This is a genomic window from Marilutibacter maris (assembly GCF_003233695.1).
GTDB lineage: Bacteria > Pseudomonadota > Gammaproteobacteria > Xanthomonadales > Xanthomonadaceae > Marilutibacter > Marilutibacter maris.
In genome coordinates, this window is sequence record NZ_CP029843.1 from 3731524 (window position 1) to 3747894 (window position 16371).

General features: G+C 70.3%; 16 protein-coding genes. 7 read left to right on the forward strand and 9 right to left on the reverse strand.

Going from position 1 to position 16371, the window contains the following annotated elements; genetic code table 11:
* The first annotated feature begins 30 nt into the window (after positions 1 to 30).
* Positions 31 to 873: an AraC family transcriptional regulator gene (locus C9I47_RS16155; RefSeq protein WP_111267676.1), complete on the forward strand. Its 843-nt coding sequence runs from the start codon at positions 31 to 33 to the stop codon at positions 871 to 873.
* Here C9I47_RS16155 and C9I47_RS16160 read toward each other — a convergent pair.
* From C9I47_RS16160 to C9I47_RS16180, 5 genes are all read right to left on the reverse strand, one after another.
* Positions 863 to 1405, reverse strand: coding sequence for a DUF924 family protein (locus C9I47_RS16160; protein ID WP_111267677.1), 543 nt, complete (start codon positions 1403 to 1405; stop codon positions 863 to 865). The genes C9I47_RS16155 and C9I47_RS16160 overlap by 11 nt on opposite strands.
* 38 nt (positions 1406 to 1443) lie before the next feature.
* The gene (locus C9I47_RS16165; RefSeq protein ID WP_111267678.1) at positions 1444 to 1995 is read right to left on the reverse strand and encodes a hypothetical protein; all 552 of its coding nucleotides are present in this window, start codon (positions 1993 to 1995) and stop codon (positions 1444 to 1446) included.
* Positions 1992 to 2612 (reverse strand): lysozyme inhibitor LprI family protein, encoded by a 621-nt coding sequence (locus tag C9I47_RS16170; RefSeq protein ID WP_111267679.1) that lies wholly within the window; start codon positions 2610 to 2612, stop codon positions 1992 to 1994. Before C9I47_RS16170 ends, C9I47_RS16165 begins: the two co-directional genes overlap by 4 nt.
* Before the next feature lie 124 nt (positions 2613 to 2736).
* On the reverse strand, positions 2737 to 3276 hold the full coding sequence (locus C9I47_RS16175) for a GNAT family N-acetyltransferase (protein WP_111267680.1): 540 nt from the start codon (positions 3274 to 3276) through the stop codon (positions 2737 to 2739).
* Positions 3273 to 4049: an AMP nucleosidase gene (locus C9I47_RS16180; RefSeq protein WP_111268196.1), complete on the reverse strand. Its 777-nt coding sequence runs from the start codon at positions 4047 to 4049 to the stop codon at positions 3273 to 3275. Before C9I47_RS16180 ends, C9I47_RS16175 begins: the two co-directional genes overlap by 4 nt.
* Positions 4050 to 4251: 202 nt before the next feature.
* Here C9I47_RS16180 and C9I47_RS16185 point away from each other — a divergent pair, with 202 nt between their 5' ends.
* Together C9I47_RS16185 and C9I47_RS16190 are read left to right on the forward strand one after the other, a co-directional pair.
* On the forward strand, positions 4252 to 5712 hold the full coding sequence (locus tag C9I47_RS16185) for an amidohydrolase (protein ID WP_190238542.1): 1461 nt from the start codon (positions 4252 to 4254) through the stop codon (positions 5710 to 5712).
* Positions 5709 to 7016 (forward strand): amidohydrolase family protein, encoded by a 1308-nt coding sequence (locus C9I47_RS16190; RefSeq protein ID WP_111267682.1) that lies wholly within the window; start codon positions 5709 to 5711, stop codon positions 7014 to 7016. The genes C9I47_RS16185 and C9I47_RS16190 overlap by 4 nt, the downstream gene beginning before the upstream one ends.
* Positions 7017 to 7102: 86 nt before the next feature.
* Here C9I47_RS16190 and C9I47_RS16195 read toward each other — a convergent pair whose 3' ends face one another.
* Positions 7103 to 8776, reverse strand: a complete 1674-nt coding sequence (locus C9I47_RS16195; protein ID WP_111267683.1) for a sensor domain-containing diguanylate cyclase — start codon at positions 8774 to 8776, stop codon at positions 7103 to 7105.
* Between the two features lie 114 nt (positions 8777 to 8890).
* On the opposite strand from C9I47_RS16195, the gene C9I47_RS16200 reads away from it, so the two are divergent.
* The 4 genes from C9I47_RS16200 (at position 8891) to C9I47_RS16215 (ending at position 14998) form a co-directional block, all read left to right on the forward strand.
* The gene (locus C9I47_RS16200) at positions 8891 to 9517 is read left to right on the forward strand and encodes a 2-hydroxychromene-2-carboxylate isomerase (RefSeq protein WP_111267684.1); all 627 of its coding nucleotides are present in this window, start codon (positions 8891 to 8893) and stop codon (positions 9515 to 9517) included.
* A 146-nt stretch (positions 9518 to 9663) separates the two neighbouring features.
* On the forward strand, positions 9664 to 10608 hold the full coding sequence (locus C9I47_RS16205; RefSeq protein WP_111267685.1) for a DegV family protein: 945 nt from the start codon (positions 9664 to 9666) through the stop codon (positions 10606 to 10608).
* 269 nt (positions 10609 to 10877) lie between these two features.
* On the forward strand, positions 10878 to 14312 hold the full coding sequence (locus tag C9I47_RS16210; protein WP_223250187.1) for an amidohydrolase family protein: 3435 nt from the start codon (positions 10878 to 10880) through the stop codon (positions 14310 to 14312).
* Positions 14313 to 14653: 341 nt separating this feature from the next.
* Entirely contained in the window at positions 14654 to 14998 is a 345-nt protein-coding gene (locus tag C9I47_RS16215) for a hypothetical protein (RefSeq protein ID WP_111267686.1), read from the forward strand.
* Positions 14999 to 15024: 26 nt separating this feature from the next.
* Here C9I47_RS16215 and C9I47_RS16220 read toward each other — a convergent pair whose 3' ends face one another.
* Genes C9I47_RS16220 through C9I47_RS16230 form a run of 3 tightly spaced genes read right to left on the reverse strand, consistent with a single transcriptional unit; the run spans position 15025 to position 16255 of the window.
* Positions 15025 to 15561, reverse strand: a complete 537-nt coding sequence (locus C9I47_RS16220) for a GNAT family N-acetyltransferase (protein ID WP_223250188.1) — start codon at positions 15559 to 15561, stop codon at positions 15025 to 15027.
* Positions 15551 to 15910 carry a VOC family protein gene (locus C9I47_RS16225; RefSeq protein WP_111267687.1) on the reverse strand — a complete coding sequence of 120 codons (360 nt, stop codon included), beginning with the start codon at positions 15908 to 15910 and terminating at the stop codon, positions 15551 to 15553. Before C9I47_RS16225 ends, C9I47_RS16220 begins: the two co-directional genes overlap by 11 nt.
* 21 nt (positions 15911 to 15931) lie before the next feature.
* Positions 15932 to 16255, reverse strand: coding sequence for a putative quinol monooxygenase (locus C9I47_RS16230; protein ID WP_111267688.1), 324 nt, complete (start codon positions 16253 to 16255; stop codon positions 15932 to 15934).
* Between the last annotated feature and the right edge of the window lie 116 nt (positions 16256 to 16371).

Consider the following 16371-nt stretch of genomic DNA (forward strand, 5'->3'; position numbering starts at 1 on the left):
GCTCACCCTCCCGATCCCCCAGGCCCCGCCATGGACCGATTGCACGCCCTGCTCCAGCGCTTCAGTGTCAGCGCCGGCATGTTCCACTCCGGCCCGCTGTGCGGGATCAACGAGATCCCCGAGCACGCCGATGCCGGCCAGTTGCACCTGATCCGCAGCGGCATCGTCGAGATCCGCCACGGCGACGACGGCCGCGAGCTGATCGAAACGCCAAGCCTGCTGTTGTACCCGCGCCCGCGCGCGCACCGTTTCCTCACCGATCCCGAGCGCGGCGCTGACATGGCCTGCGCCAATGTCCGCCTCGGCGCGACCCCGGACAATCCGGTGACCCGCGCGCTGCCACCGCTGGTGGTGATGCCGCTGGAGCAGCTGCCCGCCGGCGGCGCCGGGGTGCTGGAACTGCTGTTCGAGGAGGCGTTCTCGGGCCTGTGCGGCCATCGCCACGTGGTCGATCGCTTGTTCGAGGTGGTCCTGGTGATGGTGCTGCGGCGGCTGATGGACCAGGGCCGGCTCGACGACGGCCCGCTCGCGGGCCTGGCCGACCCGCAACTGGCGCGGGCGTTGACCGCGATGCACGACGCGCCGCAGAACGGGTGGACGCTGCCGGAGCTGGCCGCGCGCGCCGGGATGTCGCGCAGCCGCTTCGCCGAGGCCTTCGCGCGCACGGTCGGGCAGACCCCGATGGCCTATCTGGCCGGTTACCGGATCGCGCTGGCGCAGGACCTGCTGCGGCGCGGCCGGCCGCTGGGCCTGGTCGCCGAGGCGGTCGGCTACGGCAGCGCGACCGCCCTGTCGCGCGCCTTCAGCCAGCACTGCGGGCTGTCGCCGCGGGACTGGCGGAAGACGCTGCCGGAACGCACGCTCAGCCCTTGAAGCCGCCGGCGTCGAGCCAGGCCTGCTCCTCGGGCGTGGTGTCGCGGCCGAGCACCGCGTTGCGATGCGGGAAGCGGCCGAAGCGTTCGATGATCTCCTTGTGCAGCACCGCCCACTTGTCGGCGCCCTCGCCTTCCAGATTGCGGTGCAGCTCGACCGAGCGCTCCTGGTCGCCGATGTCCTCGGAATGCTCGAACGGCAGGTAGAAGAACGCCCGCAGCGCCGGGTCGATCTCGGCGTCGTAACCGCGATCGACCGCTTCGCCGGCGTATCGGCGCGCGATCTCGTCGTAGGCGAAGGCACGGGCGGTGCCGCGGTGGATGTTGCGCGGCATCTGGTCGAGCAGCAGCACCAGCGCCAGCGCGCCCTCGGCCGACTTCATCCAGGCCTCGCCCTTGCCGGCGGCGGCATCGTCCATCGCGTCCTCGAACGCCATCTCGCACATGTCGTCGAAGGTCTCGTCCTTGGCGAACCAGCGCTCGGGGCCGGCATCGCGCCAGAAATCAACGACTTCCTTTGCGGTCACGTTCATGGCGATACACCTCATTAGCTTGCGTGGGGCGCCATACCCTAACAGGCGCGCGCGCGATCGCGGTCCCGATGCAGCGTCCACATGCAGACCGGGCCGGCAACCAACGCGGGCAGCAGCAGGAGCAGCGCGACCCGCTCCAGCGCGCGGGCGCCCTCGGCGAAACCGAACACGAAGGCCATGCATCCGCAGGCCAGCAACCCCGACACGGTCACCGCCGCGTAGGCGGGCACCGAGCCCCCGAGCGGGCGCAGCAGGCCCGCCACGGCACCGGCCACCAGCGCCTGAACGCCACCGAAGAGCCACCCCAGTCCCAGCATCATCAGCCCGGCCTTCCAGGCGCTGCCGATCGCGCCGGCGCCGTCCGTGGCCAGCATCACCAGCCACAGCACCGCGGCCCCAATCGGCGGCCCCAACAGCAGGAACCGCAGCGAACACAGGATCGCGTCGCGGCTCGCATCCCAGGCCAGCGCCTGCCAGGGCAGCACGGGCGACATCCGCGTCGCCTCGCGCTCGATCAGCGCACGCGCGACCGCCGCCAGCAGCGGCAGTGCCGCCAGGCCCAGCCAGGGCAGCGCTTCGGCGAGGCTCAAGCGCCGGCCTCGACTTCCGGCTCGGTCGCATCGCCGCCGTCCTCGCCTTCGCCGTCCTCATCCTCGTCGCCGAGCTGCATCTCCAGCTCGCTGATCCAGGCCAGGGTCACGCTCTCCAGGGTCACCGCGTGGATCAACGGACGCAGCGCGCCGCCGGAGTAGGACGAGGCGATGAAACGGGCGTAGCGCTCGCGGTAATCGAGCCAGCGCGCGTGCGCCTGCTCGAAGGTGTGCAGGGCCTCGCCGTCGAGCTGGCGGCGCAGGTGCACGACCAACTCGCCGAGCTCGGCGTCGACGCGTCGAAAGGCCTGGGCCGCCTCGTGGTCGATCGCGTCGACGCCCTCCACGTCGCGGGCGTGGCGCGCGACTTCCTCGGCCTTGCTGAAGTAGCTGTCGGCGATGCGCGCCGCGGTCTCGGCGCGACCGAGCAGGCGGTGCTCGAAGCGGCGCAGTTCGTCGAGATCGGTCTCGGCGGTCTCCAGCCCCCGCATCAGCGCGAGCAGCTTCTGGTGACGCTCGATCGCATCGACCTCGCCGCGTCGTTCGACCCGCCGCTGGACGAAATAGAACGCCCAGGTCAGCGCCGCGCCGACGATCAGATACACCAGCTTTTCCATCCCTTTGCGCTCCTTCTACCGACCCTGTGATCGCGTGCCCATGCACGCGCCCGATGTCCGCTCCTGCGATGTCGATAGTGTGCCCGCGAGGGGTCTCAAGCGTTGCGAACCCGGGCGTTCGCGGTCACAGTTCCAAGGCCATGACCGCGTCCTCGTAGTGGCGCTGGCCGACCTGGAAGCGGCGCTCGCCGACGGTCTGGAAACCGGCGCGGCGGTAGAACCCCTGGGCCCGCTCGTTGCCGGCATAGACGCCCAGCGCCAGCCGCCGGGCGCCGCGCCGACGCGCCTCCCCGACCGCGGCCCGCAGCAGGGCCGCGCCCAGACCGCCGCCGTGGAAGCGGTGCAACAGGTAGATCCGCTTCAGTTCCAGGTCGTCGGCGCGCGGGTCCGGCAGTGGCAGCGCCGCCGGGGTCAGCACCGCATAACCGACCGGGGCGGCGCCGCGGCCGGTCTCGGCCAGCCACAGCGCGGTATCGGCGCGCGCCAGCCAGTCGGCGTAGACCGGCTCGGCATGCTGGCGCGCGCAGTGGGCGAGGATGTCGGCCCCGTCCAGCACCCCGGCGAAGGCCTCCAGGAAGCTGGCCGCGCCGACCGCCGCCAACGCGGCGGCATCGGCCGCGGTGGCGGCACGGACCCGGGTTTCGACAACGTCGCCGGCGCTCATTCGTCGAAGCGCAGGTGGCGCACCGACTTGCCGTGGCGGCGGATCAGCCGCAGCGCCTCGATGCCGACGTTGATGTGGGCGTCGACGTAGTTGGCGCTGACCCTGGCGTCGGAGGCCTCGGTCTTGACCCCCTCCGGGATCATCGGCTGATCGGACACCAGCAACAGCGCGCCGCAGGGAATCCGGTTGGCGAAGCCGGCAGCGAACACGGTCGCGGTCTCCATGTCGATCGCCATGCAGCGCATCGCGCGCAGCCGTTCCTTGAACGCCTCGTCGTGCTCCCAGACCCGGCGGTTGGTGGTGTAGACGGTACCGGTCCAATAGTCGTGCTCGAGGTCGCGGATCATCGTCGACACCGCGCGCTGCAGCGCGAACGCCGGCAGCGCCGGCACTTCCGGCGGCAGGTAGTCGTCGCTGGTGCCCTCGCCGCGGATCGCGGCGATCGGCAGGATCAGGTCGCCGAGCGCGTTCTTCTTCTTCAGGCCGCCGCACTTGCCCAGGAACAGCACCGCCTTCGGACAGATCGCCGACAGCAGGTCCATCACGGTGGCGGCATTGGGGCTGCCCATGCCGAAGTTGATCAGGGTGATGCCGTCGGCGGTGGCGCTGGGCATCGGCCGGTCCAGGCCGACCACCTCGGCCCCGGTCAGGCGGGCGAACACGTCGAGGTAGCCGCCGAAGTTGGTCAGCAGGATGTGGTCGCCGAAGGCGTCCAGCGGCACCCCCGTGTAACGGGGCAACCAGTTTTCGACGATTTCTTCTTTGTTCTTCATCTCGGCATCGCGGTCGGTCGGGGGGAGTCCCGCCATCTTATGGGGTATCGCGGCCGTCGCCGCAGCCGGGAGGGCACGGCCCATGACCTTCGTCAGGGTTGGCACCGCCAATGGCGGCCTCTACGGTCGCAAGGTTGTCTTCCGCGCCACATCACGCGCACGCCATGCGCAACACGCCATGCGCAACCAGGGGAATGCCCGCATGTTCCGAACCGCCCACGCCGCACTCGCCGTGGCGCTCGCCGCCACGCTGGCCTGCGGCGCCGCCACGGCCGCCGACCGCGACGGCGCGAAGCCGCGCTTCATCGACGACCCGTACCCGAGCACCTACCGGCCGATCGCCTCGCCGCCGGTGCTGATCCGCAACGCCACCGTGCTGACCGGCACCGGCCAGCGCCTGGACGGCGCCGACGTGCTGATGCGCGACGGCCGCATCGTCGAGGTCGGCCAGGGGCTTTCGGCGGACGCGGCGACCCTCGTCGACGGCACCGGCAAGTGGGTCACCCCGGGCATCATCGACGTGCATTCGCATCTGGGCGTCTATGCCAGCCCCGGGGTCAACGCCCACAGCGACGGCAACGAGATGACCTCGCCGGTCACCGCCAACGTCTGGGCCGAACACTCGGTATGGCCGCAGGACCCGGGCTTCGCCGCCGCGCTGGCCGGCGGCGTGACCTCGCTGCAGATCCTGCCCGGCAGCGCCAACCTGGTCGGCGGCCGCGGCGTGACCCTGAAGAACGTGCCCGCCACCAGCTACCAGGCGATGAAATTCCCCGACGCGCCGTGGGGCCTGAAGATGGCCTGCGGCGAGAACCCCAAGCGCGTCTACGGCGGTCGCGGCACCGCGCCGGGCACGCGCATGGGCAACGTCGCCGGCTACCGTGCGGCCTTCATCGACGCCGCCGAGTACCTGGCCAAGAACACGCCCAAGTCCCGCGACGGCGGCAAGCGCCGCTGGTGGCAGGGCGACGGCAACGGCGCCGACAGCGACCAGGCCACCGGCGGCAAGCGCGACCTCAAGCTCGACACCCTGGCCGGGGCGATCAACGGCGACATCCAGGTGCACATCCACTGCTACCGCGCCGACGAGATGATGACGATGCTCGACCTCGCCGACGAGTTCGGCTTCAAGATCGCCGCCTTCCACCACGGCGTGGAGGCCTACAAGATCGCCGACCGGCTGGCCGAGGCCGGCACCTGCGGCGCGCTGTGGGCGGACTGGTGGGGCTTCAAGATGGAGGCCTTCGACGGCATCCAGGAGAACATCGCCCTGGTCGACCGCCCCGAGGGCAGCTGCGCGATCGTCCACTCCGACTCCGCCGAGGGCATCCAGCGGCTGAACCAGGAGGCGGCCAAGGTGATCGCCCACGCCAGGCTGGCCGGGATCGAGATCCCGCCCGAGCGCGCGATCCGCTGGCTGACCGCCAACGCGGCGAAGTCGCTGGGCATCCTCGACCGGACCGGCACCCTGGAGCCGGGCAAGATGGCCGACGTGGTGGTCTGGAACCGCACCCCGTTCAGCGTCTACGCCCGGGCCGAACAGGTCTACGTCGACGGCGCGCGGGTGTACGACCTGGCCGACCCGGCGCGACAACCGGCGTCGGACTTCATGCTCGGCCACGGCGCCAGCGACCGCGCCGGCATGACCGGAGGTGTCGAATGAAGCGCCTGTCCCTGACCGCGCTGGCCGCGGCCGTCCTCGCCCTGGCCTCGGCCGGCGCTCCCGCCCAGGACCTGCTGGTCCGCAATGCCCGCGTCCACACCGCGACCGCGCAGGGCACGCTCGACAACGCCGACGTGCTGATCGGCGCCGGCACGATCCGCGCGATCGGCAACGGCCTGGCCGCCCCGGCCGGGGTCCGGGTGGTCGATGCCGGCGGCCGGCCGCTGACCCCGACCCTGTTCGGCGGCATCACCGAGATCGGCCTGGAGGAGGTCTCGGCCGAGGAAAGCACGGTCGACGCCTCGCTGGCGCTGGGCGCGGAAACCAAGCAGATGGTGGTGCGGCCGGAGTTCGACGTCACCCTCGCCTACAACCCCGCCTCGGTCCTGATCCCGGTCAGCCGGATCGAAGGCATCGGCTGGACCCTGCTCGGCGCCGGCACGCCCGAGGGCGGCTCGATCATCGGCGGCCAGGGCGGCGTGGTGCGGCTGGACGGCAGCGCCGACCCGATCGGCAACCGGGTGCTGTTCGTGCGCCTGGGCAGCCAGGCCTCGGGCCTGAGCGGCAAGTCGCGGGCGGCGCAATGGATGCTGCTCGACCAGCTGATCGACGAGGCCCGCGGGCGCATTCCGCTCGATGCCAACAGCGCCCTGCTGACCCCGGCCGGGCGCCGCGGCCTGCTGCGCTACCTCGACGGCGGCGGCCGGGTGATGGTCGGCATCGACCGCGCCGCCGACATCCGCCAGCTGCTGCGCTGGTCCAAACGCCAGAACGTGCGGATCGCGATCGCCGGCGGCGCCGAGGCCTGGCAACTGGCGGCCGACATCGCCGCGGCCAAGGTTCCGGTGTTCGTCGACCCGCTGGCCAACCTGCCGTCCAGCTTCGACGCGATCCATTCCAGCTTCGAGAACGCCGCGCGGCTGGCGGCGGCCGGGGTCCAGGTCGGTTTCAGCCAGGGCGGCGACGCCTCGCACAATGCGCGCAAGATCCGCCAGCTGGCCGGCAACGCGGTCGCCCACGGCCTGCCGTGGGAGCAGGGCCTGGCCGGACTGACCACGGTGCCGGCGCAGGCGCTGGGCGTGGCCGACCGGGTCGGCGCCATCGCGGTCGGCCGCCGCGCCGATCTGGTGCTGTGGAGCGGCGACCCGCTGGAGGTCGACGCGGTGGCGCTGCAGGTCTGGATGAACGGCCAGGCGGTGCCGATGCGCAGCCGCCAGACCGAGCTGCGCGACCGTTACCTGCGCCCGCAACTGCCGCGCGACCAGGGCGGCCTGCCGCGCGCCTACCCGGCCGGGGGTGAGTGACAGGAGTGAGAAACGAGGAGCGAGAGGAAAAGCTTCGGCGTTTGCCTTTCTCTCACTCCTCACTTCCATTTTCTCACTCCCGGCACCTAAGCCAGCACCACGACCTGGTTGCGGCCGGCGTGCTTGGCCCGGTACATCGCCTCGTCCGCGCGCCGGATCAGCGATTCGACCGTGTCGCGCGGCTCGCATTCGACAACGCCGATGCTGAGGGTCAGCCGCACCGGCGCCCCCATCACCTCGCGACAGCGCGTCTGCACCTCCGAGCGCAACCGTTCGGCGGTGCCGCGCGCCGCGGCCAGCGTCGCGCCCGGCAGGTACAGCAGGAACTCCTCGCCACCGACCCGGCCGAGCTGATCGCCGAGCCGGGCCTGGTCGCGGATCACTTCGACCACCGCGCGCAGGCAGGCGTCGCCGATCGGATGGCCGTAGTTGTCGTTGATCGCCTTGAAGTGATCCAGGTCGAGGAACAGCACCGCCAGCGGCTGATGCAGGCGCCGCGTCTCGTTCAGCGCATGACCCAGGCGCGCGGTGATGCCGTCGCGGTTGTAGGCGCCGGTAAGACCGTCGCGCTCGGCGTGGCGCTGCGCGGCATCGCGTTCGCGGCGGAAGGTCAGCATCCGGTCGGCCAGTCCCAGCACCAGCACCACCGCGGCGAAGGCCATCAGCAGCGGCAGGCCGTACTCCAGCCACGGGGTCAGCGGGATGCCGGCGCCGAGCTGGACGGTGCGGGCGGTCGACACGCTGATCATCGGCACCCAGGCGATCAACACGAAACCGGCGTGGCGACTGCCACGCAGCCAGGCCACCGCCAGGGTGACGATGGCGACCAGGTTGGCCAGCAGCAGCAGGCCGTTGCCCAGCGGCGGGAACCAGCCCTTGTAGGCCGGCCACGGCAGCACCAGTGCGATCAGCAACAGGCCCGGCAGCCGCGCGCCGACCCAGCCGAGGATCCCGCTCAACCGCGGCGCCCGCGGCCGCAGTTCGCCGAACTCGATCAGGAACAGCACGGTCACGATCGTCGACGAGGTGGCGACGAACCAGATGCCCTCGACCCCGAACCGTCCCAGCCAGGCCAGCGCCGGCAGGCTGTAGGCGTCGCCGTAGGCGCACAGCACGTACAACAGTTGCAGCGCCATGCTCAGCGCGAACAGCAGGTAGACGCGCTCGCGCAGCAGCGACCAGAACAGCAGCACCGCCAGCGACACCCCGATCAGGATGCCCACGCTGCCCCACAACAGGCGCGCGTGGGCCTGGTCCTGCACCGCATAGTCGTGGGCGTCGCGGACTTCGACCGGCAACGGGTAGCGGGCGGATTCGACGCCGACGTAGAGCGGACCGTCGCCCTCGAACGGGAACACCAGCGCCCGCCGCGAATAGGCCGGATCGGGCTCGGAGGTGAAGATCGACGCGCTGCGTGGCCGGTAGTCCGGCGGCAACGCGACGGTGACCCGCGCGCTGTACGGGTAATAGACCAGCAACAGGCGCCCGCGACCGTGCGTCGCCGATGCGCCGGCCGTCGACGGCTCCGGACGCAGCCGCCACCAACCGCGGCCATCGACCGCCCCGGCCAGGTGCTCGGTCCGCGCCAGCGGCTGGAACCGGGCATCGTCGGCGGCGACCACGCGATCGGCGGACAGGTCCGCGGCGGCCGCCGGAAGGCGGTCGTCGACATGGCGATCGATCGAGCGGATGCCGGCCCCATCCTGGCGCGCGCAGCCAGCCAGCAGGATCATCAGCAGCACAAGCAAGACTCGGCTCATCGCGACCCCGGTTACCCCACCGCCAGTCTCGGTCGCGATCGCCGTCACCGCAAGTCCGGGCCGACGGACGCATCGCGTATCGTGGAAGCCCCCCGTCGGAACCGGAGCCCCCCGATGCCGCTGAGCTGGTACTTCGACTTCATCTCGCCGTTCGCCTACCTGCACTGGCAGAAGATCCGGGCCCTGCACGGGGCCGGGGTGGCGATCGAACCGGTCCCGATCGTGTTTGCCGCGGTACTGGCCGCGCGCGGACAGAAGGGGCCGGCGGAGATTCCGGGCAAGCGCGAGTTCACCTATCGCCACGTGCTGTGGCAGGCCGGGCGTGAGGGCGTGACATTGCGGTTCCCGCCGGCGCACCCGTTCAACCCGCTGCCGTCGCTGCGGCTGTGCCTCGCCGCCGGCGGCGGGGTCGAGGCCGTCGATGCGATCTTCGAGTCGATCTGGCGCCGGGGCGAGGCGGCCGACAGCGCCGCCGCGATCGCCCCGCTGGCGCGGGCGCTGGGGCAGGACGCCGACGCGATCGACCGGGCCGAGGTCAAGGACGCGCTGCGCGCGAACACCGAGCGCGCACTGGCGGCCGGCGTGTACGGGGTCCCGACCCTGGCAGTCGGCGGGGAACTGTTCTGGGGCAACGATGCGCACGACTTCGCGATGGCCGTGCAGGCCGACCCCGGCCTGCTCGATTCGGCCGAGATGCGGCGCGTATCGACGCTGCCGGTCGCGGTCCAGCGGCGCGGCTGAACGCGCGTGACGGGGCTGCGGACAGAGCGTCGGCCACGGGTCGTGACGGCGATCGCGGGCAAAGGGTGCCGCAGCGCAACATGAGCGTGCCCGCAGTTCGGCGCTATCCTGACCGCAATCCGCTTCCCTGACCGTCTGGATCGCATATGCGCATTGGACTCGTCGTCGACTCCGCCTGCGACCTGCCGCTGGAATACCTGCAACAGCACGACGTCACCATCCTGCCGATCACGGTCAGGATCGGCGAGGCGGTGCTGGCCGACCATCGCAACGAGCAGGCGACGCTGGAGTTCCTGCACGCCCACGTCGCCGAGCGCGGCGCCGAGGCCGAGACGATGCCGTTCAGCGTCCAGCAGATCCACGATCTGTTCCTGGAGCGGCTGGTGATCGACTACGACTACGTGTTCTGCATGACGATCACCAAGTCGCGCAGCCCGATCTTCGACAACGCCCAGCAGGCCGGTTTCGCGATCCTCAACGACTACAAGAGCGCGCGCGCGGCCGCCGGCAACACCACCCCGTTCGCGCTGCGGGTGATCGATACCCAGAATCTGTTCGCCGCCCAGGGCATCACCGCGGTCGAGGCGATCCGCCTGCGCGAAGCCGGCGAGGGCGCACCGAAGATCCGCACCCGGCTCGAGCACCTAGCCCTGCACACCCACGGCTACATGATCCCGCGCGACCTGTACTACCTGCGCGCGCGGGCCCGCAAGAAGAACGACCGCAGCGTCAGCCTGCTCAGCGCGGCGCTGGGCAGCGCGCTGGACATCAAGCCGGTACTGCACGCGTATCGCGGCGAGACCGGCCCCGCCGCCAAGATCAAGGGCTTCGAGCCGGCGGTGGAGAAGCTGCTCCAGGTCACCATCGGGCAGGTCCAGGCCGGGCTGATGACCCCGACCGTCTGCCTCAGCTACGGTGGCGAGCTGGAGGAGATGCGCATGTTGCCGGGCTACCAGGACCTCAAGCGGGCCTGTGCGGACAACAACATCGAGCTGTTCGAGAGCGTGATGAGCCTGACCGGCATGGTCAACGTCGGCAAGGGCGCGCTGGTGGTCGGATTCGCCGCCGAGCGGGTGCCGTCGTTCGACTAGCGCGCCGACACGATTGCCCTTATCGCGGCTTGCGCCGCTCCTACGATTTTCTGGAACGCGGATATGGGGCAAGAGGCAGGGCTACGGCTTGGTCGTCGTTGGGGCTCGGGATCCCTGTAGGAGCGGCGTGAGCCGCGATGGGCCTTCCCGATGAACCCGATCGCGGCTTGCGCCGCTCCTGCGACCGTGCCGGGTACGACTTTCGGCCCGATGCCGGCGGCCGCTGGTCGGGTTAGGCTGCGGGGTCTTTTGTCCTGGAACCCGCACCGATGATGTCCCGCCGACTGCTTGCCGTCGCGCTTGCCAGCGCGCTGTCCGTTCCCGCCCTGCCCGCCTGGTCGCAGGATGCGCCGCCCACCGACAGGGACGAGGACGCGCAGCTGGAACAGGACGCACTCGACCCCGTCGGCAACGATCCGGCCAAGGCGTCGACGCAGACCGCGCGCGGCCGCGGCCACATCGAGGGTGAGGACGCGGAGGCCAAGTGGGACGTCAACGCGCCGCACGGCCCGGTCAGGACCGTGCGCTTCGAGACCGACGAGGGCACCTGGATGGACGTGGACGTGTCGCCGGACGGCCGCACCCTCGCGTTCTCGCTGCTGGGCGACCTCTACACCCTGCCGATCGGCGGCGGCCGCGCGCAGCGGGTCACCTCCGGCCCGGCCTGGGACGTGCAGCCGCGGTTCTCGCCCGACGGTCGCGAACTGGCCTTCACCTCCGACCGCGGCGGCGGCAACAACCTGTGGCGCATCGGTGTCGATGGCCGCAACCCGGTGCAGGTGACCCAGGAGGACTTCCGCCTGCTCAACAACCCGGCCTGGACCCCGGACGGGCGCTTCATCATCGGCCGCAAGCACTTCACTTCCGAGCGCTCGCTCGGCGCCGGCGAGCTGTGGCAGTACCACGCCAGCGGCGCCGCGGCAGGAGGCGGTCTGCAGCTGACCGAGAAGAAGAACGACCAGCAGGATCTCGGCGAGCCGGCGCTGTCGCCGGACGGTCGCCACGTCTATTTCTCCGAGGACGTCAGCCCCGGTCCCAGCTTCCAGTACAACAAGAACCCGCACGCGGTGATCTATGCGATCAAGCGCCTGGACCGCGAGACCGGCGAAGTCGAGACCCTGCTCGCCACCCCCGGCGGCGCGGTGCGCCCGCAGCCGTCCCCGGACGGCCGTTCGCTGGCCTTCGTCAAGCGCGTGCGCGAGAAGTCGGTGCTGCACGTGCTCGACCTGGCCAGCGGCGAGGTGCGCCCGGTCTGGGACGGCCTCTCGCACGACCAGCAGGAGGCCTGGGCGATCTTCGGTCCGTACGCGAACTTCGACTGGACCCCGGACAGCCGCGCGGTGGTGATCTGGGCGCAGGGCAAGCTGTGGCGGGTCGACATCGGCAGCGGCCGCGCCGACAACATCCCGTTCACCGCCAGCGTCGAGCAGACCGTGGCCGAACCGCTGCGCTTCAGCCAGCACATCGACGAGGAGCGTTTCACCCCGAAGATGATCCGCGACGTCGCCACCAGCGCCGACGGTCGCACGATGGTGTTCCACGCGGTCGGCCAGCTGTGGCGCAAGCGCCTGCCCGACGGCCGCCCCGAACGCCTGACCTCCAGCGCCAACGTCTACGAGTACCAGCCCAGCTTCAGCCCCGACGGCCGCCAGCTGCTGTACACGACCTGGTCCGATGCCGGCATGGGCGCGATCTACGCGCGCAGCGCCGACGGCGGCGGCAGTGGTCGCCGGCTGACCCAGGAGAAGGGCTTCTACTACGGGCCGCGCTTCTCTCCGGACGGTCGCCGCATCGTCTACAGCAAGTCCGGCGGCGGCGGCCTGACCGGTTCGCTGTGGTCGGGCGACCGCGGCGTCTACGTGATCCCGGCCGGCGGCGGCACCCCGGTGCGGGTCGCCGACTCGGGCGAGGCGCCGCAATTCAGCGCCGACGGCCAGCGCATCTACTACCTGACCGGCGGCGGCCTGGAGAAGAAGCTGATGTCGGTCGGCCTGCGCGGCGAGGACCCGCGCGAGGTCTTCAACCTCAAGTACGTCGACTCGGTCAGCCTGTCGCCGGACGGGCAATGGGTCGCGTTCACCGAGTTGTTCAACGCCTATGTCGCGCCGCTGGCCACCGCCGGCAAGGCGGTCGAGCTGAGCAAGGACACCAAGGCGGTGCCGGTGACCCGGGTCACCGAGAACGTCGGCAGCTATCTGCACTGGGGTGCGGACAGCCGCTCGCTGCACTGGATGGTCGGCGACCGCTATTTCTCGCGCGCGCTGAAGGACAGCTTCGCGTTCCTGCCCGGCGCCCCGGCGACGCTGCCGGAACCGAGCAACGACGGCGGCATCGAAGTCGGCCTGCAGGTTCCGGTCGATACGCCGAAGGACGTGTTCGCCTTCACCAATGCGCGCATCGTCACCATGCGCGACGCCGAGAACAACGAGGAAGTGATCGAGCACGGCACCTTGGTGGTGCGCGGCGACACCATCGCCGCGATCGGCGCCGACGTCCCGGTACCGGCCGGCGCACACGTGATCGATGCCAGCGGCAAGACCATCGTGCCCGGCTACATCGACGTGCACGCGCACGCCGCGCACTTCGGCCAGGGCGTGGTGCCGCAGCAGAACTGGGCGTACTACACCAACCTGGCGTTCGGCGTCACCACCATGCACGACCCATCGGCGACGACCGAGTTCGTGTTCTCCGAGAGCGAGCTGCAGAAGGCCGGGCGCATGGTCGGCCCGCGGGTGTTCTCGACCGGCACGATCCTGTACGGCGCCGATGGCGACTTCAAGGCGGTGGTCAACTCGCTCGACGACGCGCGCGGACACCTGGCGCGGATGAAGGCCAACGGCGCCTTCTCGGTCAAGAGCTACAACCAGCCGCGCCGCGAGCAGCGCCAGCAGATCAACCAGGCCGCGCGCGAGCTGGGCATGCTGGTGGTCGAGGAAGGCGGCAGCACCTTCCACCACAACATGACGATGATCCTCGACGGCGCCACCAGCATCGAGCACAACCTGCCGGTCGCTCCGCTGTACAAGGATGTGGTGCAGCTGTGGTCGCAGACCGACGTGCGCAACACGCCGACCCTGGTGGTCAGCTACGGCGGCCTGTCCGGCGAGTACTGGTGGTACGCCCGCGACAACGTCTGGGAGGACCCCAAGCTCAACCGCTTCTTCCCGCGCGAAACCCTGGACGCACGCAGCATCCGCCGCGAGACCGCGCCGGACTGGGACTACTGGCACATCGAGGTGGCCAAGGCGGCCAAGACCCTGCGCGATGCCGGCATCCGCATCCAGGTCGGCGGGCACGGCCAGTTGCAGGGCCTGTCGCCGAACTGGGAGACCTGGATGCTGACCCAGGGCGGTTTCAGCAATTTCGAGGCGCTGCGCGCGGCGACCTTCGACGGCGCCGACCTGCTCGGCCTGTCCTCGCAGATCGGCTCGATCGAGGCCGGCAAGCAGGCCGACCTGGTGGTGCTCAACAGCAATCCGCTGGAAAACATCCGCAGCACCATCGACACCCGCTACGTGATGGTCGACGGTCGCCTGTTCGATGTCGACGCCGACATGGCCGAGGTCGGCAACCATGGCGAGGCAGCGCCGCGGTTCTACTGGCAGCGCCATCGCGACGGCCAGACCTTCGGCCTGGAATTCGGACCGACCGCGATCTGCCACTGCCCGAAGGGCCACGGAGCACCGGGCGGACACGTGCATTGACGAGACGATATCCGGGGCGATATCCGGCTGCGCCCGGATATCGCCCGGGGTCTGCCATGCAGGCCTCGGCGCCTGCGGGCGTGCTTGCGCCTCCACATCCCCATTCGCACCTGACTCTGGGGGCTGCGCCCGGGCCCTTGTGTTGTAGGAGCGGCGTAAGCCGCGATGGGGCTTTCATGGGAAGGCCCTCGCGGCTTGCGCCGCTCCTACGGTCATCCGACTCGTGTCGTTCTCGGAGGTCCCTTCGTTTCGCCTGGCAGGGAGCGGCGGTTGGGCGGCTTGACGCGTAGCGAATATTCGATGCCCTAACCTGTCACTGGCCCAGCACAGGAAAGGATCCCATGGCGACGCGCTACTATCTCTCGCTCCCCGACAGCAACGCCGCGCGCGGCGACGAGCCGTCGCTGTCGTTCACCGCCCAGGGCGGCGATGCCTTCGCCGAGCAGTTGCAGGAGGCCTTGCGCCACGACGCACTGTTCGAACGCTGGCGACTTATGCAGGACGAGCCCGACGAGGTCGATCCCACCCTGGGCGCGACCGATCCGCAGGCGACGGTGGCCGGCAAGCAGCACGATCTGCATATCGACCTGGTCGTCACCACCTCGTTGCCCGGCGACGTGCTCAAGCACCGGCTGCGGCTGCTGGCCGGGCGCCACTGGCAACTGCGCGACGTCACCGCGGCCTGAGCGCCCTGTCGCGGCTTACGCCGCTCCTACACGCCTTGTCGCGACCAGTCGCCGCGGTCGAGGCGGTAGACGTGGCAGTCGTCATCGCCGAACCAGCGCCGTTCCACGAAACGGAAACCGAGGCGCTGGTAGAACGCGTGCGCACGGGTGTTCGAGGCCAACGGGTCGATCAGCACCGCCGCCACGCCGTCCGCGGCAAAGCAGCGCGCCAGCGCCTGCCGCATCATCTCGGTGCCGAACCCGCGACCGAGATCGGCGGCCTCGCCTATCCAGATGTCGATCGCCCTCAGGTCGGCGGGGACGTCGCCCCAGTAGTGGCCGTCCTCGCGCGCGGGGTCGATGATCTGGATGAAGCCCAGCGGCCGCCAGCCTTCGCCCTCATCGACCTCGGCGATCAGCAGTTCACGCCAGTCGGGGCGACGCTGCAGCTCGGTTTCCCAGCCCCAGTCGTCGTTGGGGTCGGCCGCGACCACGTGCGGTTGTTCGTCCCAATGGCGCAGCAGGGCCAGGTCGTCGGCCACTGCATCGCGTAGGCGGATGTGCCCGCCGCGATCAGCCGCCACGATCCGACCACACCGCCAGCTCGTTGCCGGCCGGATCGGCGAAATGGAAACGACGCCCCCCCGGGAACGCGAAGATCGGCTTGATCACCTTGCCGCCGCAGGCAGTCACCGTCTCCAGCGTCGCCTCCAGATCATCGGCATACAGCACCACGAGAGCGGCGCCGGCGGCGGCACTGGAGCTGAGTGGCGCACGGTAGAAACCGCCGTCGGTTCCGCCGTCGTTGAAGGCGGTGTAGTCCGGACCATAGTCGGTGAAACGCCAGCCGAATGCCTTCGAGTAGAAGTCCTTGACCGTCTCCAGGTCGGCGGCGGCGAATTCGATGTAGTTGATCGTGCGGTCGTTGGGCATGTGATCTCCTGGCTGAGCGGTTCAGTCGCGCCGGTGCCATTCGCCAAGCGGCACCAGCACGGCGGGTTCGCGCGGCCGCTGCAACAGTTCCGGCAGCCGCGCCTCGTAAGCTTCGCGATACGGCTTGGCCTGGCGTTGCAGGAACACCTCGACCGAGGGTTCGCGCCAGCGCTCGTAGAGCGTGAACAGGTTCGGATCCTGCGCGTCGCGGTGCAGCTGGCAGGACACGAAGCTGTCTTCCCGCGACATCTTCTCGATGATCTCCGTCACCGCCTCGCGCCACTCATCGACGCGCTCGGGCTTGACGTGGAGCTTGACGTAGAAGACCAGGTCTTCGTTGGACATTGGCACCGCCTGTCACCTGTGGATGCGCGCAACGATACCCCGCCTTCGCATCGCAGGCGATATGCAGAAAGGGACAGCTCGCCGCCGCGCCGACTGCCGCCTGGCCAGCGATCGCA